Source organism: Metallosphaera tengchongensis (assembly GCF_013343295.1).
Lineage (GTDB): Archaea > Thermoproteota > Thermoprotei_A > Sulfolobales > Sulfolobaceae > Metallosphaera > Metallosphaera tengchongensis.
Map to the genome: position 1 here is coordinate 1,597,751 of NZ_CP049074.1, position 19,106 is coordinate 1,616,856.

17 protein-coding genes and 1 pseudogene are annotated in these 19,106 nt (G+C 44.4%); 11 read left to right on the top strand and 7 right to left on the bottom strand.

Annotated features, from left to right (window positions below):
- Position 1 precedes the first annotated feature (1 nt).
- Positions 2-1,477 (bottom strand): DNA double-strand break repair helicase HerA, encoded by a 1,476-nt coding sequence (gene herA / locus GWK48_RS08635; RefSeq protein WP_174631419.1) that lies wholly within the window; start codon positions 1,475-1,477, stop codon positions 2-4.
- A gap of 407 nt (positions 1,478-1,884) precedes the next feature.
- Positions 1,885-2,430, bottom strand: a pseudogene (locus GWK48_RS08640) (rubrerythrin); the annotation flags it as partial.
- A gap of 248 nt (positions 2,431-2,678) precedes the next feature.
- Between GWK48_RS08640 and GWK48_RS08645 the strand changes: the two are divergent.
- The gene (locus GWK48_RS08645) at positions 2,679-4,181 is read left to right on the top strand and encodes an NAD(P)H-hydrate dehydratase (RefSeq protein WP_174631421.1); all 1,503 of its coding nucleotides are present in this window, start codon (positions 2,679-2,681) and stop codon (positions 4,179-4,181) included.
- Here the strand turns inward: GWK48_RS08645 and GWK48_RS08650 are convergent.
- On the bottom strand, positions 4,168-4,611 hold the full coding sequence (locus GWK48_RS08650) for a peroxiredoxin (RefSeq protein WP_174631423.1): 444 nt from the start codon (positions 4,609-4,611) through the stop codon (positions 4,168-4,170). The two genes, GWK48_RS08645 and GWK48_RS08650, sit on opposite strands and share 14 nt — an antisense overlap.
- Before the next feature lie 55 nt (positions 4,612-4,666).
- Between GWK48_RS08650 and ppcA the strand changes: the two genes are divergently transcribed.
- Positions 4,667-6,199, top strand: coding sequence for a phosphoenolpyruvate carboxylase (gene ppcA, locus GWK48_RS08655; RefSeq protein WP_174631425.1), 1,533 nt, complete (start codon positions 4,667-4,669; stop codon positions 6,197-6,199).
- Here the strand turns inward: ppcA and GWK48_RS08660 are convergent.
- From GWK48_RS08660 to GWK48_RS08670, 3 genes are read right to left on the bottom strand one after another with little or no spacing between them, the layout of a single operon-like run.
- Positions 6,188-7,357 (bottom strand): amidase, encoded by a 1,170-nt coding sequence (locus GWK48_RS08660; protein ID WP_174631427.1) that lies wholly within the window; start codon positions 7,355-7,357, stop codon positions 6,188-6,190. The genes ppcA and GWK48_RS08660 overlap by 12 nt on opposite strands.
- A gap of 23 nt (positions 7,358-7,380) precedes the next feature.
- The gene (locus GWK48_RS08665; protein ID WP_174631429.1) at positions 7,381-7,812 is read right to left on the bottom strand and encodes a hypothetical protein; all 432 of its coding nucleotides are present in this window, start codon (positions 7,810-7,812) and stop codon (positions 7,381-7,383) included.
- Positions 7,790-8,350 carry a DUF998 domain-containing protein gene (locus tag GWK48_RS08670; protein WP_174631430.1) on the bottom strand — a complete coding sequence of 187 codons (561 nt, stop codon included), beginning with the start codon at positions 8,348-8,350 and terminating at the stop codon, positions 7,790-7,792. Before GWK48_RS08670 ends, GWK48_RS08665 begins: the two co-directional genes overlap by 23 nt.
- A 337-nt stretch (positions 8,351-8,687) precedes the next feature.
- Between GWK48_RS08670 and GWK48_RS08675 the strand changes: the two genes are divergently transcribed.
- The 5 genes from GWK48_RS08675 (at position 8,688) to GWK48_RS08695 (ending at position 13,679) form a co-directional block, all read left to right on the top strand.
- Positions 8,688-9,374, top strand: a complete 687-nt coding sequence (locus GWK48_RS08675) for a mechanosensitive ion channel domain-containing protein (protein ID WP_174631432.1) — start codon at positions 8,688-8,690, stop codon at positions 9,372-9,374.
- 525 nt (positions 9,375-9,899) lie between these two features.
- Positions 9,900-10,145: an ArsR/SmtB family transcription factor gene (locus tag GWK48_RS08680; RefSeq protein ID WP_174631434.1), complete on the top strand. Its 246-nt coding sequence runs from the start codon at positions 9,900-9,902 to the stop codon at positions 10,143-10,145.
- Between the two features lie 22 nt (positions 10,146-10,167).
- The gene (locus GWK48_RS08685; RefSeq protein WP_246263787.1) at positions 10,168-11,037 is read left to right on the top strand and encodes a LysO family transporter; all 870 of its coding nucleotides are present in this window, start codon (positions 10,168-10,170) and stop codon (positions 11,035-11,037) included.
- Between the two features lie 281 nt (positions 11,038-11,318).
- Positions 11,319-11,942, top strand: coding sequence for a hypothetical protein (locus GWK48_RS08690; protein ID WP_174631436.1), 624 nt, complete (start codon positions 11,319-11,321; stop codon positions 11,940-11,942).
- A gap of 888 nt (positions 11,943-12,830) precedes the next feature.
- Entirely contained in the window at positions 12,831-13,679 is an 849-nt protein-coding gene (locus tag GWK48_RS08695; RefSeq protein WP_174631438.1) for a hypothetical protein, read from the top strand.
- Here the strand turns inward: GWK48_RS08695 and GWK48_RS08700 are convergent.
- A complete protein-coding gene (locus GWK48_RS08700) occupies positions 13,676-14,989 on the bottom strand; it encodes a hypothetical protein (protein ID WP_174631439.1) in 1,314 nt (437 codons plus the stop codon). The genes GWK48_RS08695 and GWK48_RS08700 overlap by 4 nt on opposite strands.
- 148 nt (positions 14,990-15,137) lie before the next feature.
- Here GWK48_RS08700 and GWK48_RS08705 point away from each other — a divergent pair, with 148 nt between their 5' ends.
- From GWK48_RS08705 to GWK48_RS08720, 4 genes are all read left to right on the top strand, one after another.
- Complete coding sequence (locus GWK48_RS08705; protein WP_174631441.1) at positions 15,138-15,503, top strand: DUF2203 domain-containing protein; 366 nt, start codon at positions 15,138-15,140, stop codon at positions 15,501-15,503.
- 90 nt (positions 15,504-15,593) lie between these two features.
- Positions 15,594-17,684, top strand: a complete 2,091-nt coding sequence (locus GWK48_RS08710; protein WP_425487476.1) for a thioredoxin domain-containing protein — start codon at positions 15,594-15,596, stop codon at positions 17,682-17,684.
- Positions 17,685-17,687: 3 nt separating this feature from the next.
- A complete protein-coding gene (locus GWK48_RS08715; RefSeq protein WP_174631443.1) occupies positions 17,688-18,410 on the top strand; it encodes an SDR family NAD(P)-dependent oxidoreductase in 723 nt (240 codons plus the stop codon).
- A gap of 8 nt (positions 18,411-18,418) precedes the next feature.
- Positions 18,419-19,072, top strand: coding sequence for a hypothetical protein (locus GWK48_RS08720; protein ID WP_174631445.1), 654 nt, complete (start codon positions 18,419-18,421; stop codon positions 19,070-19,072).
- The last annotated feature ends 34 nt before the right edge of the window (positions 19,073-19,106 follow it).

Here is a 19,106-nt window from a genome sequence, read left to right on the forward strand (position 1 = left end):
GTCACCCAAACTCCGTTTCAATTTTCCTTTCCTTCAATGCGTTCCACTCACCCTTAAGGTCGGGGTCTGAGCCTCCAAGTCTTCCAGGAAACTTCGCTACTTTCACAAAGGCAGGCAACTTCACTAAATTACCAATAACAATGGCCTCCCCTATCCCCAAGGAAGACAATTGCTCAACCAGGTCCTCAGTAAGGTTGTCGCTTGCCTCAAGTACGTACTTCTTATCTGTAGGTTCGACCATTCTTAAAATGATCTTGTTGGTCATCTGACTCAGGATGGTCTCGTCTAAGCCCTTAGGCCTCTGGCTGACTATGACCATACTTACGCCGAACTTTCTCCCTTCCCTTGCTATCTTCGAGGCCTGATATTTGGTTAGTGTATCCTCTGTCTTTGAAATGAAAACGTGTGCCTCCTCAATCACAGCCACCACTGGGAAACTCAGCCCGGTCCTCCTGTGCTTGAACTCCTTCCTTGAGTCCAAAATCCTCCTCAGATAGTGGGAAACTATAGCGTCCATGGCATCCTCATCGAGGTGGTTTATACTAATTACATTAACCGATGAATGCCTTATTCTGGAGGGAATGTCAGGGACGGTGAGATCGATAATACCTTCATACCTGTCCACAAACTCCTCTATTTTGTTTATGACCTCAAGCGCAGAGTCCTTCTGGTTCCTTTGATTTTCACCACCAGCTAATTCATTCACCTTGTCAATAATATCCTGAGCAAAATTGGCATTCAGTTCAGAGTAATCCACATTACCTTCCTTAATTTTCTGTCTGATTTCAGAGACGTAAGTGGTGAATGCATTCCTTAAAAATCTATACTGTATAATAGCATTCGATCTCAGTTCTAATAATGTTGCAAACTCCCTCGGAGTAAGATATAAAGGATTTAATTTTGCCTCTATAGGATTTAGATTCTGTATATCGGAGTTGTAATACTCACCGTGATAGTCAAAAATGACCACAGCACCACCAATGTTTGCTAGAGACTGCGATAGGACTGCGACCGTGTTGGATTTTCCGCTTCCCGTAGCTGCCAAGATAGCTAAGTGCCTAGAGAGAGAGTTCACTTTTATGTTAACTGGGATGTTGACTCCTATGACGGTACCTATGGTTATATCTCCTTCAGCAAAGATGTCCTTCAGCTCCTCCTCTTGAGCGAACCTGACTGGAGTACCAGGACCAGGAGGCATATCCGGCAAAGTACCGGTGTTCATCTCGTAAAGGAGTTTAACTGTAGCCTTTACGAACTGGGGAATTGAGGTGTCCAAGGTCTTTAACCTTTGGACTATCTTCACATCATTAAGCGTGGGGTCTAGCAAAGGGCTACCCCGGAAGACCGACGTCACTAAGCCTATTACCCTCATTCCGTCATACTCCAACACCACATACCTTCCCACTCTGACTGGTCTCTCCGCTAGCATTAGAGCCTCCTCTGGGGAGGACTCTCCTATAACGTAGCCCACATTCATGGATTTAGTTAGCATGACGTATATTATAAAGATAACCTGAAGATTTCAGGTAATACTTTATATGGAGGTATTACGTCCTGGCACAGAACCCAGAGCTTATTGTAGGTTAAGTGATTGAAACCTAGTTGTCCAAAGAGGCGAATATTACATACGTGTACTACGAGCTGCTAAAACGCAAAACTAGTAGGAAAAATCCGCATGAAATAAGAAATAGAAAATTGAGAAAAAGAGTGTTCGAGTTAAAGTGCTTTAGCGACTTTCTTGGTTGCCTCAGCTATGTCTCTCTCTTGCTCAGCGTATGCGCATAGCATCGCTTCTACGTCCATATGTCCCTCTGCCTTGGCTTTCATTGCAACGTTGTTGTACTCGCTTACGTGCTCTTCTGCCTCCTCTCTGGTGAACTCGTTGAGCATCGCGGAGACTTTCTTGGTTGCCTCAGCTATGTCTCTCTCTTGCTCAGCGTATGCGCATAGCATCGCTTCTACGTCCATATGTCCCTCTGCCTTGGCTTTCATTGCAACGTTGTTGTACTCGCTTACGTGCTCTTCTGCCTCCTCTCTGGTGAACTCGTTGAGCATCGCGGAGACTTTCTTGGTTGCCTCAGCTATGTCTCTCTCTTGCTCAGCGTATGCGCATAGCATCGCTTCTACGTCCATATGTCCCTCTGCCTTGGCTTTCATTGCAACGTTGTTGTACTCGCTTACGTGCTCTTCTGCCTCCTCTCTGGTGAACTCGTTGAGCATCGAGCTGGAACCTGCATGAGTGTAAAGCTTCTCAAATATTCCTCTAGCATGTCCATACTCTACTTTAGCTTTCTCCCTGAGTGTCTTGGCCTCCTCCTTCTTTCCAGCTGCCTCTAGCTTGTCAGCTAGGAAGCTGAGGAGCATGTAGTCCTCAGCATTAGCCTTAAACAATTCCTTTAAACCCATTTCCGTCTCTTTTCCCAGAACCATTCGGATCACTATTATTACGTATTAACACAAGTTAATAAACTTTGATTATCGTCATTATAATACATTTACCAAAAAATCAGAAGTGTATTTCAAAATAGGTTATTGGTTCCTGCATAAAGAAAAGTAGTGATAATGTTAAAAAGTTATTGTACTATTTAAGCTTAGATGATGAGTGACTCCAATTTTGACATGATGATTATGTAACTCGAATCTGAGAAGATTTTAATCTGGGTTGCAAAAAGCTAAACATGATAACAACCTCTAAAATGAGGGCACTGGAGATAAACTCAGAGGCCTTTGGAGTTTCAACTCTCCAACTAATGGAAAACGCTGGTAGGTCTGTGGCGGATGAGATAGAGAGAGAGGTTGAGGTGAAGAACTCTAAGGTTGTGATATTCGTAGGTCACGGAGGTAAGGGCGGGGACGGCTTAGTTGCAGGTAGGCATCTATCGGAAAGGGGAGCTAAAGTCGAGATTGTCCTTCTTGGCGAGATCAAACATAAGGACAGCGTTACTAACCTTCAGTCCATACTAGATATGGATTTCTCCGTATCCTTGAGGAACTTCGAGGAAGTTGAAGGGTTAGATCTAAACGGGGATGTCCTTGTGGACGCTATGCTTGGGACTGGGGTTAGGGGCAAGATCAGGGAGCCGTTTAAGAGTGCCATTAAGCTTTTCAACCAACTTAGGGGTTTTAAGGTGTCAATTGACGTTCCTTCTGGGCTTGATCCTGATACTGGGAAGGACTTGGGCGAGTCCGTGAAACCCGATCTCGTAGTCACATTCCACGATATGAAACAGGGTCTCTTGCGGACTGACTTTAAGGTAGTTGTCAAAAGGATAGGCATCCCCCCTGAAGCTTCCCTTTACGCTGGACCAGGGGATCTCATGGTGAATTTGAAGCCAAGAGAAATGAAAAGTAAGAAGGGAATTGGGGGGAGGGTCCTCGTTGTGGGAGGTAGTGAGACTTTCTCTGGAGCCCCCACACTATCAGCGCTGTCTAGTCTAAGGACAGGGGCTGACTTAGTTTACGTAGCTTCCCCAGAGAGGACGGCTGAGATAATATCATCTTACTCACCTGATTTAATTACAATAAAACTAGAGGGAAGGAATTTTAATGAGAAAAACGTCGAGCAGTTGACCCAGTGGGTCGAGAAGGCAAACGTGGTTGTATTTGGTCCTGGCCTAGGCTTAAGCGAGGACGCTGTAAGGGCCACGCCTACTTTCGTTGAACACGTGTTGAAAATGGGTAAACCATTGGTACTTGACGCTGACGGGTTAAAGATTATGAAGGGCTCCAAGCTCTCAAGGAACGTGGTAATTACTCCACACCCTGGGGAGTTCAAGATATATTTCGGGACTGAGCCTTCAGCTAGTGAAAGGGAAAGGATAGAACAAGTTATGGACAAAGCTAGGGAATGTAATTGTGTGGTACTTCTCAAAGGTTACTTGGACGTAATTAGCGACGGCACCAGTTTCAAGCTGAATAAGGCTGGGAATCCAGGGATGACAGCAGGAGGAACTGGAGATACACTCACCGGGATCGTTGCGACTTTCGTGGCACAAGGCATCGACCCGTTCACCTCTGCCTACATGGGGGCTTTAGTTAACAGCTTAGCTGGTACCTTAGCTTACTCGGAATTAGGTCCTCACATTACTGCATCAGACATAGTGCAGAAAATCCCCGCGGTTCTTTCCAATCCCATCGAGGCTTTCAAAAAGAGGGTGTACAAAAGGGTCATAACTTCTTGAGCTCATCTAGGGCTAGGTCAGCATGATCCTCAGCCTTCTTTAGGTTCTTGAGGACTGACCTTATTACCCCCTTTTCATCTATTATAAAGGTAACCCTTTGGGCACTTGTTCCCTTGTCGTTAAGAACGCCATATGCAGCAGATATTTTCTTTTCCTTATCTGACACCACTGGAAACTTAGCACCATACTTCTCGCTAAACCTTTTCTGAGTCTCCACAGAGTCAACGCTGACTCCCAAAACTTCTGCGTTCAGCTTCTTAAACTCGTCGTAGAGCTCCACAAACCTTTGAATCTCCCTAGTGCACCCAGGGGTGAAGGATTTAGGGTAAAAATAAAGAACCACTTTCTTTCCCCTAAGGTTTGACAACTTCACCCTCCCTAAGGAGGACTCGGCCTCAAATTCTGGAGATTTTTCTCCTGTGTTTAACATAATTCTACATCACTTATGAAAACCTTAAAAGCGTTTGGTCAGAATTCCTGAACTCATGAGGAAGATTCCCAGGACAATGTCTACCCAACACCCCGACAACGCCTTGGTTCCCGATTGGGCAAAAGGGGAGGTTATAGAGGGGGAGAGCGAGGTCATTGAGGCATATTACTCCTTTTCCACCTTAGGAGTTAATGAAGTTATGTGGGACGCCGAGGGCAAAGACGTAGATACGCATGTGGTTAGAAAACTCTTCTCTGAGTTTGGTGAATACTTCAAGTCCAACCTTCTTGGGGAAGATATATTTCTAACTTATAGGATTCCAAACCCTAAAATCGAAGGTGCAGAAAGAAAAGTCTTCGCGGAGACCATGGAAAGCATACCCGTAACCTTTGATGTTGCTGAGAAGTTCTACGGTAGAAAGATAGTTCCTGTGTTTGAGGTAATTTTACCCTTTACCACGGAGGATCTGGACATTATCTCAGTTGCCAAATATTACGAAAAAGCCGTAGCTATGGAGGAGGACATACAACTTTACGACAACGTCAACGTAAGGGACTTGGTGGGAGAAATTTTTCCGAAGCGAATAGAAGTTATCCCTCTCATTGAGGACAAGAACTCCCTCCTAAAAACGTCAAAAATAGTGGAAGGATATTACAATGCCATAAAGCCATCTTACATGAGGGTCTTCATTGCCAGATCCGATCCTGCCATGAACTATGGAATGCTCACTGCAGTATTACTGGCTAAACATGCATTAAGTTCCATAGCTAAACTTTCGAGCAAACTCGGGATACCTATCTATCCGATCATTGGGGTAGGATCCTTACCCTTCAGAGGGCACCTAAACCCCGAAAATTATCAGAGGGTCATGGAGGAATATGAGGGAGTTTACACGTTTACAATACAATCTGCGTTCAAGTACGACTACGATGAAAACCAGGTGAAGGGTGCAATCTCCCACATCAATAGGGAACAAGTAAAGGACCCCAAAATCCTAAGCGTAGAGGAAGAGAAGATAGTTGAGAGCATTATAAACAAGTACACTGCCAGGTATCAGCCAGTAATTGAAGAGATGGCTGACCTGATCAACCTAGTCGCGATTTATATGCCTAAAAGAAGGGCTAGAAAACTACACATAAGCCTATTTGGATACGCTAGGAGCACCGGAAAAGTGATCCTCCCAAGGGCCATCACTTTCGTGGGATCTCTGTATAGCGTTGGAATACCACCTGAAATTATTGGTCTCTCGTCCCTTGGTGAACTGAAGGAAGAGGAGTGGGAGGTATTAGAGGATAACTATAAGTTCCTTAAAAACGACCTTCAGAGAGCTTCTGAGTTCGTCAACCCTGAGAGCCTATCCACTCTCTCAAGTTACGGCCTTTTAAGTGAGGAGACTTCAAAGAAGATAAGGGAGGACATGCTCTTCCTTGAGTCCACCATGGGTGTAAAAGTCGGTCCTAGGGGTTACGAATCAAAGAAACATGCGTTACTATCTCAGCTCCTTACCCTTTCCCTTAAGGAAAGGAGGTATGACGAGGCTAGGCAGTACATCAGAGAGATGGCTATGATAAGGAAATCAATTGGATGATAGAATGTATCTTGCTAAATCTAGGACGGTACCGTCAGCAAAGGGCATCCCGCTCAACATGAGCCCTACGGGAAGACCTTCTACTTCCATGAATGGGACGCTCAAAGAGGGGGCTCCGACTAGGTTAAAAAGCTCAGTATTGGCAACAAGTTTAGACCTATACTCCTTCTCCCTACCCACTACCTCCGAGATCTTGGGCGCAGTTATTTTGGTTGTGGGCGAGACCACTACATCGACCTCTTCAAAGGCTTTTACATACTCTTCCAGGATTAATCTTCTCACCCTCAGTGCGTTAATGTAATCCACTGCCCTCACCCTTAGTCCAGACTCCAGGGATTCCCGAACATCTGGAAAGTATAACTCTGCTCTGCTATTCAAGTTAGACAGGTGATAGGACGATCCCTCTGAAGAGGCTATTGTCCTCCTGACTTCCGATCCAAGTCTCTCCATGAGAGGGAGATGTAATTCCTTAAAGTTGGGAAAGAACTCCCTCACCTTCTCCAACATTAGTCTTGAGATTTGACTCTCGTCAAATAAAAATAAACCTACCCGTATCTCTGTTTTGGAGGTCGATAGTAATACCTTCTTATTTTCTTGTGGTATTACCCAGTTAAGAGTGTTCCACATGGTCTCCACGTCTCTAGTGAGAAAGCCCAAGGTATCCAAGGACCAACTAAATGGGATTACGCCTTGAGTGGGAATTATTCCGTAAGTGGGTTTAAAGCCTATCACTCCACAAAGGGACGCAGGAATCCTGACGGACCCCCCTGTGTCTGAACCTACACCGATGTCCGTCATTTTGAGTGCTACTGCCACAGCAGAACCTCCGCTGGATCCCCCGCTTATTCTCTCGGGATCCCTGGGGTTTCTCGCGGGACCGGCCACTGATGAGGTATTGGTAGCACCAATGGCGAACTCATGGGTATTGGTCTTCCCTAAGATCTCGCCACCTAAATCTAGGATTCTCCTTACTATCCACGCATCACTTTTAGGAATATAGCCCTCTAGCAACCTGGAACCAGCTGTAGTTCTAATCCCTTTAGTCTCAATGATATCCTTAACACCAAATGTAAGTCCAGAAAGGGGACCTACGGCCTCCTTCCTAGTCTGAATGGTTATGAACGCGTTGTAGACTGAATTTAACCTCTCTAATGACATCTTCTGTCACTCTCATTAAGGGCTCAGGTAACTTTGTTGAGTCGAAGTTTTCTGACGTTTTCCATCACCGCATCCACGAAGCCATTTACTTCTTCCCTAGTTATACCTTTCTTCTCAACTTGAGAAAGGACAACTTCCTCAACCTTTGAGTAGTCTTTCATCTGCTCGTTCAGCCTCCTCCACGGAACTCCATGGAGAGCCTGGGATATCCTCTGATCAAAGGGCAACCTACCCTCCATCATAAGCGCAGCTATTATTGGATATCCCACATAGTTCCTATACTTTGTACCATTATCATCGCTACTAACTTTCCCTTCCTCGATGACAACTGTATACTTCTTGTCTCCCTCAGATGAAACAACAACGTATCTATCCCCCATTTTCTTGACCCTCCCGTCAGCTATAGCGCCGAGGGCCTCCAACACCTTTATTCTAGGGGGTTGTTTGAGTTTCATTTTTGCTCCCCATTATGGAACCGAAGGATATTGCCCATACAATATCGGGCAAAACTATAAACCTTTCAACTCCACCGGGTCCGATGGGACCATAGTCGTGGAAAATGAAGAAGACCAAGCTAATTAGGGAAATTACGCCTAGGATAGGGAAGAGATATCTTAGGTTAGAGTTGATCATCTTAAAAGCAGGAAAGGACGCAAGTGAAGAGAATAGGAATGCCAAAAGGGCCGAAATTAAGTGAGGTGTACCAGTAGTTTCCGGGAAAACTCCCACTCCTATCATCCCTATGGCACCTATGATAAGGAAGGAACTCAGGATCTTGCTTGAGAAGAGAAGTCCACTTAATATTATGAGGATGCCCATTAATACGATGGAAGAGTTGAAAATTATCGCAGTGCTTCCTACTCCAAGGTCGCTGATGTAGTTTTGATTGAGGTTGTAGCCCTTATATAATTCCTCAGATAATAACATAAATATCCAAAATTGTGCTACTGAAATCACCAGGATCTTTCCTCCTAGTGAGGTTTTAGGTTTCATGTCACTATAACTAGGGATTATTAATAATTATAAATTCTAGATAAGTGATAGCTGACCTCCTTCCCGTCCTGAAGGGCGAGGTTTGCTGTTCTTTTTATTATATACAGTATCTAGGAACCTTCTCCTTTTATATGGAAATCACGAAACTTTAAAAATTTGACTAGTTAACTCAAATAACTTTTCCTCCATAATGCCTTGACTATCGCTAAAAATCTCTTCCTCTAAGAAGAAGTCATAAATGTACATGGTTCTCAAAGATATTATAATAAATGTCTAAGGCTTTATATGGGAAATTTTTCCCACTAACTTTATATTCTTATTGAAATCGTTTAATGTAATGAAAGACGAGGAGATAGTGTCCGTAAACGAAATAAGGAAGAAGATAACCGAAAGTATAGGTAGACTTGTATTATACATCGTCATCTTTGTAGTTATAGAAGCGTTGGTGAATAACTTCCTCTTTCCATATCTGGAGTCGCTCAGGCTTAATCTTGTTTCCACGAGCGTCTCCGGGATAGGCATAGCGTCTTATGCTCCATATGTCAATATTCTTTTATCCCTCCTTTTTGGCTACTTCATTATCCAGGCTTTCGTATCAGTTGTCTATTGGAATCTTAGATTAAAGTATGATCACTCCATAGCTGCCTCTATGAGGAGCGTGTTCAGACTCATTGGTATAGGAGCTCTGGTTGCTGCCATAGCTGGGGCAGTTGCTGGAGGTGCTAGTGGGGTAGCTCTAGGCGGATTTATAGGCATTGTGGTGGGTTTTGCGTCACAACAGGTATTAGGTCAAGCGTTAGATGGTCTTTTCATTCTTCTTTCAAGGCCTTTCAAGATCAAAGATCACATTAGCGTAACTGGGGATGAGGGAATTGTTGAAGAGATAACGACGTTGTTCACATACGTTCAAAAACAGGATGGGACAGTTGCCATAATACCTAACAACTTGGTGATCGGAAACAAGGTTTATCTTTACCCTAAACAGACGCAAACCGCTACCCAAACCAAAGGAACTAATCAATAGAGGAGAAGTGTTCCCCAAGCGATTAACCGACCCTTTTTTTCCTAGTTAACCAATAGATTTCGAGGCAACAGGCAGGTCTACTTTCAATCCTAGTTAGTAATGTTTAAATTCCATTACCTCACAATAATGTTGTGATAAGTCAGAAAATAGATATTTACCAACTCATTTTGCTATTACTAATTATTTTCCTCCTGCTACTTTCCCTTGTGTTTCCCCTGGCTTTGTTCGGTGCAATTTCCCTTTCTGTTTTTGGTTTCTTTCAGAATAAAACATTTATTCCCATTACAGTTATTATGGTCTTACTCTTAGCGTTGCATGGGGATTTTTATTTACTTGGAGTGGTACTTTTGGTGGGACTAATCCTTCTTAATTTCATTAAAAACTATAATAGGAGTCCATTTTAGCTTATTTTCCGGTTCACTTGAATGGAATTCATGACATAAATTGTATTATGTGGCTGTTCTACTAAATTTAATGCCGTTTCTAAACTCTAGGATTAATATATACTGTGCCACACTAGATCACATGATGCGGAAATTAGATGAAGTCGTAAGCGGAAAAGGATGGGAAACAAGGAAAAGAATTCTAGAGGAATTAATTTCCAGTCCAAAAACTCCATACGATCTTGCAAAAAGACTGAATCTAAACTATTCTACCGTTAGATATCACTTGGACCTCCTGGAGAGCTCTGGTCTGGTAACGCACGTGAAGGAAGGTTCTAAGCAAATCTTCCTGCCTTCCAAGAGCCTCACCGCACTGAAAATAATATAAGTTGGAGAACCATACATCTCTCGTGGATTTTACCATAGTTTTTATGTTGTTATATGTGGCGTTTTTAGGAATAGGTAAGATTGGTAAAAGGTCGTTTCCGAAGGTTGGGGACTCGGTAGTGCTTTTGCTCATTTTTTCCATATCGCTATGGGGTGGGGCGAAGGTAATCTCAGTAAATGCTCTCACAGGAATTCTCTCAACCTCTTTAATACTATCTTTGTTGGTGGTGCTCCTTACCTTTGCTGGAGGTTTGGCCTTGAAGAAAACCGTTCCTGTCAGAGGATCCCACGACTTAGCTCTCTACCAATTAAAGTATGGTGCCCCCCTATTGTTGGGCATAGCCCTAGGGTTCTTGTTTAGACCCGACCTACCTTTTTCAAGCCTTATAGACTACGAGCTTTATGCCCTAGCCATTGTTATAGGATTTAACATGGGAAGCGAGATTAGATTCAGGGCGATTTTCAACGTGACAAAGGATGCCACATTAACCATGCTAGTAGTATTCTTGGGGGCAATCATATCTAGTGTCGTTGCATTCGCTCTGGGGATAGTCCCTAACCTTAAGCTATCCCTAGCCATCTTCATGGGATCCGGTTGGTATAGCTACACAGGGCCTATAGTCTCGTCGTACTACGGTCCCATTTACGGGGTAATAGCGTTCCTAACCAACTTCTTTAGGGAACAACTTGCTTTCCTCCTCATTCCACTCCTCGTAAGGGTTAAATCAAATCCCTACTCTGCTATAGCCATAGGAGGCGCGACATCGATGGACACCACCCTAGGCCTATACTCATCAATCTTTGGTGGGGACTACTCGGTAAGCGCCATGATGAGCGGAGCAGTTTTAACTTTAGTTATTCCTATAATTCTTCCATTGATTTTGGGGGTTTGAAGATCCGTTCATTTGAAATTTCCTGAAAGGAATCTATTCAACCCTAGGGGGTTAAGTAAGCGTCCATCTGGTCATTGCTTAAAGAGGACACCTAACGACCTTCCGTAAGGGAAAACCTATGATGCTTTTAGGTGATTTAGACCGCCTCTGAATTTTATCTTCTGATTTCATGGAGATACCAAAATGGTCCCAGTAGCTCAAAACTTATTTTGTCACCCCGTTGAGTTGGAACAAGTTAGTATCGGAAGAGAGAGTGACATTCATGATATTACCACTTAAACATGATGAGAGCGCTTCTTCTTATACCTCTTTTGGTGGTCCCTGTTGTGCACGGGATTACATTACATATTTACATCTACGGTCAGGGTGTGAACGCGTTTCTTTACGTGAATGGAAGCTTCCTAAGCGTATCAAGGAACGACACAGTCGAAGTACCTAATGGGACAGTTCAGCTTTTCGTAAATTCCTTTGACCCTTCCTCTAAAGTATTTATAAATGGAGTTCAGACTGACAACCTTACATTCCTTCCATGGAGGGTTAACAACATTAACATTACGTCTGAGCCAACATACTACTTCTTAGAGATCAAAGTTGTAGGTCCTGGGCACGTGGTGGTACGTTTTGAGAACTCATCTCAAGTGGAGACCAACGAGACCTTAAAAATTAAAGTCGTAGCTGGAACCATTCTCACTATCGTAGGTGTTCCAAACAGTGGGTATTCGGTCAACTGGAGCGGAGGTTTATCAGGTTCTCAAATATGGTATATTGTCTACAATAACGCTAACTTAACTGCCCAGTTCGTTAAGTCTTCAGTGGTTAAGACCACAAACGTTGGGCTCAGCTTCAGTGGAATTGGTCTCCTAGCTGTCATAGGCGGGGTTTATTGGTTTACTAGAAGGAGATAGCTGACCTCCTTCGCGCCCTAAAAGGAGACTACCTTTTCAGCGCTGAAGACTATCTTCATCGTCCTTAACTAGAGTTGGATCTCCTTCGATTGTCAAAATTTCTTTGCTTTCATCACCTGAATAGTCCTAAAGAAGCGTATTAACTAATAAGTGACGGTTCAACTCATCGGGCTGGAATTGATCCTCTTCCACTGCGGACGTTGAGGACATATTGATGTTTAACCATTTAAGCTTATGGTCAGAGTAAAATCTAGGTTCACCTTTTTTATTTTCTTCAAAATTAATGCGTATTTCACCTCCCTTGACAATTACAAAGGAGGAAAGCCTGCCTTTTGGGCCTGGGAGGAAGTCAGATCGTAGACTTCCAAGTTGGAGGTCCTTTTCCATCTCCTAAAATAGTTGACGCAAGGTATTTCACATTTCACGGTTTCGCGATATCCCTATAGAATGCTTGTCTCGAACGAGAATGTCACGAAGAAATATGCTTACTCGAGGTGTAGGATATTCACTCATAACTTAGTGGAATTATTGGAGTAGCCAGCGTACTCTCTCGCTCTACGGAATTTCCCCTGGTTTTGAAGAATTTTTTAGCCCGAACGCATATGTTCAACTGGTGAAGAACCCAACCTTACCTGAGACATGATGAGGGGTTGTTACACCTGATCCTTTAAGATAACATCCAGGGAGTTCCTAACATCGTACATGGACGAAGATAGCCATATTCGCGGTGACCTACGACTATTGAATTACCTAGCTCAGAGTTAGAATTAGCTGTATATTTCACCACACTACGGAAGTACGCGCTCAATCTAAGGACATTTCCGATGGTTTCAGACCTCTGGGATAGAGCTCACAAAGAGATAAAACCTGCTTCCTGAATCTTGTCTTGTGACTCTAACAGTAGTAATAAACGGTGCAGAAATACCAATTGGAACAGATAAGATCATAATAAAGGGTAAAAAGAGATATTTGACCTCAAGGCTCCTGTACTTTACGCTAAAAACCTTCTCCCAGATGCCTAGACTTTACGGGGTGGCGGATTCGGACCCTGTGAAGGCATGGAAGAGGAACTTTGAACAGAAATACGCCTCAATTTTAAGCTCCCATCTAGATCCAGGAAAGATAAGACTTAAGGGGGAGTTTACGCTTCTAGCCAAGAGGTTCGCGATCTCAGGAAAAATTGATGGAAATGGATTAAAGGTGACTGTAGATCTACTTGAGAAGCCTAGTAACGTCTCTACGGGTCTTAGAGGAATGGTTGAGGTCGACTCCTTCTACTTCACCGGGATTGAGAGACCAAAACCTTCCTTAATCCCAGGTTCTAAGGACGGATTTCTAGGAGGTTTTCACAGATTTCTTGTTCTTCAAACCGAGAGTGCCTCAGGCATACCAAAAACATTAGGGATAATCTCTGAGTACATCAATTCCATTGTGCTTCCACAAGGGTTTTCCACCAATGTTCTCGGTCGCGTCGTCACCATAGACGAGAAGGAAGGTCTATTCTTGGATGGGGAGCCACTTTACAACGTGGACCCAGAAATGCTAAGCCTAATTGGTCTGAAGTTGTCCTTAGATATGGCTCCCGAGAACGGAGTAGTGGTATTGGAAGATCCAGAGGCTCATCTTTCAGATGAAAACAAGGATGTTGTAAAGGAATGGATAGATAAGTACAAGGGGACTATGGTCATTGTTACTTGCGACAACATCTTCTCAAATGGTAAGGTTATTGAGGCTTAGTTTCTGGATTTCACGGTGATCATTTCCTTCAGAAGGATATCCCTTATAACCCTCTCCAGCTTCCTGTAATTTTCAGGTACTCCTCTGATCCTCACAGCGGTCTCCTTGAAGTTTCCACAGTCCCTGCACATAACTAGGAATTTATTTCCCTCAGTCCTCAGGCTAAGCCTAATTATCTCCTCTGCCACTTTAATTTCCAGGGTAACACCTTCCCTCAACTTGTCTAGTCTGACTCCCTTAAGGTATTTCCTGGCAACGCTAGTAAAGTTTACCCTTGATACGTCGTTAACGTAATTCCTGGAGTTGACATAGGCTTCGAAAGAAACCTCCTTACAGAAGTTCACGTCTCCTAAAACCTTAACGCAGGAGAAAAAGAGTGAACACTTACCTGTGGACATAGGAGATATGAACTGATAGATTGATGGGTAGCTGGAGGAGAGTGTAGATTGCTCACCGCAATTTACCGTCAAATGGAACCTCTTTCCCCTTATTTTATATAGTCCTATCCTTTTTCCGCCTACCGCTATCATCCCCCTTCCAAAGGTAAACTCTGGGAGATCCCTGGGTTTAACATCTTTCTCAACCTTCAGTATGGGAGCCTTAGGGGACTTATCGTATGACGTTACGCCTGTGGTTCCCTCCTTTAAAAGTGTGAAGTAACCAAGCTCCCCTAGAGTGACTTTAGTCCATTCCTCCATCTCCACGTTATTTGCGAGGTCTATAATGACGCCTCCCCTCAACGCCAAAGATCTCATTTGAAGGTAAGCTGGTTGACTCTTTAACTTCCTCGCTAAAATGACGGCGCCTTTTTCGGGGGACTGCGGGACTTTAAAGACATCAATAACCTCTATTCCCCTGTTTCGGAGGACTCTGCCCTCCTCCTCGTTTGCAGGGAGAACTAAAGCTTCGTCAAAGGACGCTATAAAGTCTACCCTTGCACTGGAAAGCCTGAAAACTGGGGTATTACACGCGAACGACCTCACCTTAAATGGGCTAAGATAACCCTCTTTCATGAGGGTCTCAGATTTCTTTACTATAACCTGATCAAAGGATTTAAGGAGGTTAGGAGTAGCAAAATTCGATATAACAATCAGTTTACGTGCTTTCTTAAGTGAGGTTGGGACAGGGAACCGCGAGATGTATACTTTGTCCTCTTGGAGGGTACCTTGAAATCTTTCATCCTCAATCACCTCAGATGAGTCGATCTCATCTCCGATATAATCCACGAACCTCCTATCATGCCCTGGGACTACTAGCAGACATCTGGATCCCGAAATTTTCGACGCGATCTCTCTAGCTAGCTTCTTCAACTCTTTATCCGGAGCACAGAATGTTATTTAACCATTAAAAATACCTTTCAAGTGCATGTGATGAACTTTACAAGGTCTGACAAGTGAGGATAATGCTAGGCTGAAACTTTATTTAGATTTATTATCAGCTTTTTCTATTAAATAACGTATGAGCTTTGAGTATTTCGATCTCGAGACAGCCAGGAAATTACTCCCTTGGGTTAAAACAAAGATGAAGGAGCTGAAGAGCGCCCAGCTAAACGCTGAGAAGGCACTGGTAAGCGGGAAGAAGGAGTATATTGAAATCTACTCCATAGAGGTTGACAGGATCTTAAGGGAGATCACCGAGAAGGGCATAGTGGTCAGGGACGTGAACATAGGTCTAGTGGACTTTCCTGCTGTGATAAACGAAAAACCAGCCTACCTATGTTGGAAGGAAGGAGAGGAGGACATAATGTACTGGCACTACGTTGAGGAGGGATTCAGGGGAAGAAAGAGGATAACAGGAAGGGAAAACATCCTAAGTTACCTGTGAGTATTTTCCCGTTTGAGCCATCTTGTAGGCCTTTTCAAGTTTGTAATTGGAGACCCCAGTTCTTCTGACCGAGGAGGTCTGCGAAGATGTGTGATCGAAATCTCACATATCTCTAGCAATGACCCTATTTTCCTCACGGGCTCTATGGACGGGGATCTTAAGGAGATGAAGAATAGCTCGTTTTCTAAAACAGAGTTAAAGTCTGAAAAAACATATCCCCTTATGAATAGATTAGCCAATAGCCAAAGTTCCTTCCTGAGGGAATCAGCTGATCAACCCGTAGATTGGTTTCCCTGGTCAGACGATGCCTTCCAGAAAGCTAAACAGGAGGATAAACCTATTCTCGTTGACGTAGGAGCGGTTTGGTGTCACTGGTGCCATGTCATGGATAGGGAAACTTACTCCAATAAGGAGGTAGCTGAGCTAATCAATAACAACTTCATTGCAGTGAAGGTGGACAGGGATGAGATGCCTGAGCTGGACAGAAAGTTACAGAGGGCAGTGGCTAGCATTACTGGAGAGTCTGGGTGGCCCTTGACAGTTTTCATGACCCCCTCAGGCGAAGTGTTCTTCGGAGGTACGTATTTCCCTCCTGAAGACTCCTACGGAAGGGTAGGAATGAAAAGGCTATTGAGGGAGGTGGCCAGACTATGGAGAGAGGACAGGGAAAGGCTAAGGAAATCAGCCCTGTCCTTGATAGACTACTCTCCCAACACTCAAGTCCCCATATCTTTCGACATTGTGGATGTAACTATTTCATCCGTTGTGTCCTCCTTTGACATGGAATATGGTGGGTTAGGTAACTCAATGAAGTTTCCCCACCCTCTCGTTGATCAACTTTTGACTGCCTACTCTTTTTGGACAGGGGACGAGGTAACGTCCAGGCTAGCGGTTTTCACGCTCAAAAAAATGTATCAAGGTGGGGTCTTCGACCAGCTTGGAGGAGGTTTCCATAGATACGCAGTGGATAGGGAGTGGAATGTACCCCATTTCGAGAAGTTGCTCATAGACAACGCTGAACTTCTGGAAGATTACGTCAACGTCTACCTGTACAGTAAGGATCCTCAACTACTGGACGTGATTAAATTGACTTCTCAGTTCCTATTTAGGGACATGTGGACCGGGGAAGGATTTGCGACCTCCATTGACGCTGACGTAGGGGAGAAGGAAGGTGGGTACTACGTATGGGAATGGGAAGAGCTACTGAGTGCATCTAATGAATATAGGGAACTCGTTAAGAGGGCTTTCACATTGGTAGGAGAGGGAGCCCTTGAGGGTGGAGTGCTAAGAATGAGGGAAGATCCTGACGACCTCTCCAAGGAGCTAGGAAAGACAACCCCTGAGGTTCTTGAAGAACTAGGGAAAGTGAGGGAAAAGCTAAGGGAATACAGGGACCGGACTAGGAAGAAACCTTTCGTGGACAGAAACCTTTACACTTATCCCAACTGTAGGGTGGCTGACGCAATTATGACATCTTCCCTTATTACAGGCTATGGGAGGGAAATTTCCTTAAAAGTAGTGGATAGGTTAGGGAGGAAAGTCAGCAGGAGACTTGACGGTGGCTCTGAGGGACTCTTAGAGGACTACGCTTCTGCTACACTCCTAGCCCTCAGGGCATATCAAATCACAGGCGAGATGAAGTACAGGAACCTAGCTGTTGACCTTGGTGTGGAACTGGAGAGCTTCGCTACTGGCTCAGGATTCTCAGATAGGAGGGGCTCTAACGAAGTGCCCACCATGGATACGCCCAACGAATCACCGAACTCTTTAGCGGTAAGGGCTCTGCTTTCCCTGTCGGTCATCAATGAGCAGTTCAATCTCAAGGAGGACGTTATGGGTAAGATCCTTGGTGATTACGTACAGGGGCCGTCATTCTACGCCGGATTAACCCTCTCGTTGGGCTCCATGATCAAGGGAATTGCTCACGTCGTAGTAATCGACTCCGGAGATGAGTTGGCTAAGTCCCTCCACCGTTATTCCTTGCTAACCTATCATCCGTTTAAGATTGTCGAGATCGTAAAGGAGGACGACAGAGACCTTGTAATACCCTTGGTCAGATCCATGATAGATCAAGGGAGTGGTAGTAGGGCTTTCGTCTGTGTGGGGAATACGTGCAGTTTACCCGTTAGGGAGCAGGAAAAAATTAAGCTATTACTTAAATCCAAGGCAAATCTACATTAAAATATGAGATTTAAAGATAAATCAGTTTTAATCGTAGGGGTAAGTAAGGGCCTAGGTTTCGCAACTGCTTACTTCTTGCTAAAGGAGGGAGCAAAAGTAGTAATCTCCTCCAGAGACGAGAGGAAGCTCAGGGAGATGGAGAACGCCTTAAGGAAATACGGCACCGTAATGTCGATATCTGCAGATGTGAGCTCTCCAGAGTCTCTAGAGAGTTTAAAGAGGTCGGTAAAGGAGAAGGTTGGTAAGCTTGACGGCCTGGCGATAATGATAGGAGGGTATGAGGAGGACACTATCGAAGATCTGTCCGGATTGGACTCGATGATAAACAACCACTTAAGGCTCCCCCTTACGGTAATCCACAGTCTACTGGATCTGATGAACCCCGGGAGCACAATACTACTTGTTTCAGCCCTGAGGGCGATAGATAAGGCTGGAGCGAATCAGCTCTCCTACGCCTCGGCCAAGGCAGGTCTAGCAAAGGCTGTGGAGGTATTAGCCTCAGAGATGATAGATCGTAACATCAGGGTCGTGGGGATTGCGCCGAGCTGGATCTACGGCGACTTTGAACCTGAAAGGGATTGGAGGAAGATGAGGAAGCTGGGGGAGGAGAAAGCTCCCCCTGAGGACTTCGCAATTGTAGCAGTTTGGCTCATGAGCCAGGAGGCGGAGTGGGTAAACGGAGTCGTAATCCCTGTGGACGGAGGAACTAGACTAAGGTGGGCGTGAATTAACCTATGACAGACTGGATAAAAGAGATGAGCTTCAAGCTGATGGCGTCCAAGGATAACCTCTCATTGCAGTGCAACTGCAGAGGTAAAGTCATCGAAGTTCAGAAAGTTTCAGGTAAGTTTAACATTAGGTTTCTGAGCAATGAGAAAAGGGTGAGCTACGAAAACGGAAAGCTGTTCGATTTTCACGGACTCTCGGTCCTTAAGGGGAACGAAGCGTCCACGCGTATGATCGCTGAGATTGGGGACTTCGTCCCTCAAGTTAAACAGGATTTGATCTCCCTTTCGACGACTTTTGGAATTCCAGTTAACGTAGCTTTAACCGGTGTAGAGGACTTGGGGAGACTCTACCTTGATGAGAGGAGATTCCTGGACTTCTCTACCAACTACATAGAGTACGATCTTGGGAGAGAATTTCTGAAGGACAGGCCAGGACTCCTGAGCGAAAGGAGGCTTAAACTGGGGCTTAGCTTTAGCGAGTCTAACCTAAGGACCGTTCATTGGCTAGAGAGCGGGAGAGGGGAGATATACGTGTCTAAGGATGGAAATAGCTGGAGTTCAGATGTGGATGAGTTCAGAAACTTGCTAAACTCCCTTAGACCTACCTCTGAGTCGTTCCAAGAGATAAAGAACTACATGTTAGCTTTCGTGTCCTTGTAATTCAAGTGTTAGTTCAAAGCAGTTTTTCTCTGGT

Excerpts from the sequence above, each read along its gene's own strand:
- GWK48_RS08705 (WP_174631441.1), top strand. The coding sequence starts at position 15,138 with ATGAGCTTTGAGTATTTCGATCTCGAGACAGCCAGGAAATTACTCCCT.
- GWK48_RS08645 (WP_174631421.1), top strand. The coding sequence starts at position 2,679 with ATGATAACAACCTCTAAAATGAGGGCACTGGAGATAAACTCAGAGGCC.
- GWK48_RS08690 (WP_174631436.1), top strand. The coding sequence starts at position 11,319 with ATGATGAGAGCGCTTCTTCTTATACCTCTTTTGGTGGTCCCTGTTGTG.
- herA (WP_174631419.1), bottom strand. The coding sequence starts at position 1,477 with ATGAATGTGGGCTACGTTATAGGAGAGTCCTCCCCAGAGGAGGCTCTA.
- GWK48_RS08660 (WP_174631427.1), bottom strand. The coding sequence starts at position 7,357 with ATGTCATTAGAGAGGTTAAATTCAGTCTACAACGCGTTCATAACCATT.
- GWK48_RS08675 (WP_174631432.1), top strand. The coding sequence starts at position 8,688 with ATGAAAGACGAGGAGATAGTGTCCGTAAACGAAATAAGGAAGAAGATA.
- GWK48_RS08680 (WP_174631434.1), top strand. The coding sequence starts at position 9,900 with ATGATGCGGAAATTAGATGAAGTCGTAAGCGGAAAAGGATGGGAAACA.
- ppcA (WP_174631425.1), top strand. The coding sequence starts at position 4,667 with ATGAGGAAGATTCCCAGGACAATGTCTACCCAACACCCCGACAACGCC.
- GWK48_RS08715 (WP_174631443.1), top strand. The coding sequence starts at position 17,688 with ATGAGATTTAAAGATAAATCAGTTTTAATCGTAGGGGTAAGTAAGGGC.
- GWK48_RS08720 (WP_174631445.1), top strand. The coding sequence starts at position 18,419 with ATGACAGACTGGATAAAAGAGATGAGCTTCAAGCTGATGGCGTCCAAG.
- GWK48_RS08670 (WP_174631430.1), bottom strand. The coding sequence starts at position 8,350 with ATGAAACCTAAAACCTCACTAGGAGGAAAGATCCTGGTGATTTCAGTA.
- GWK48_RS08650 (WP_174631423.1), bottom strand. The coding sequence starts at position 4,611 with ATGTTAAACACAGGAGAAAAATCTCCAGAATTTGAGGCCGAGTCCTCC.
- GWK48_RS08665 (WP_174631429.1), bottom strand. The coding sequence starts at position 7,812 with ATGAAACTCAAACAACCCCCTAGAATAAAGGTGTTGGAGGCCCTCGGC.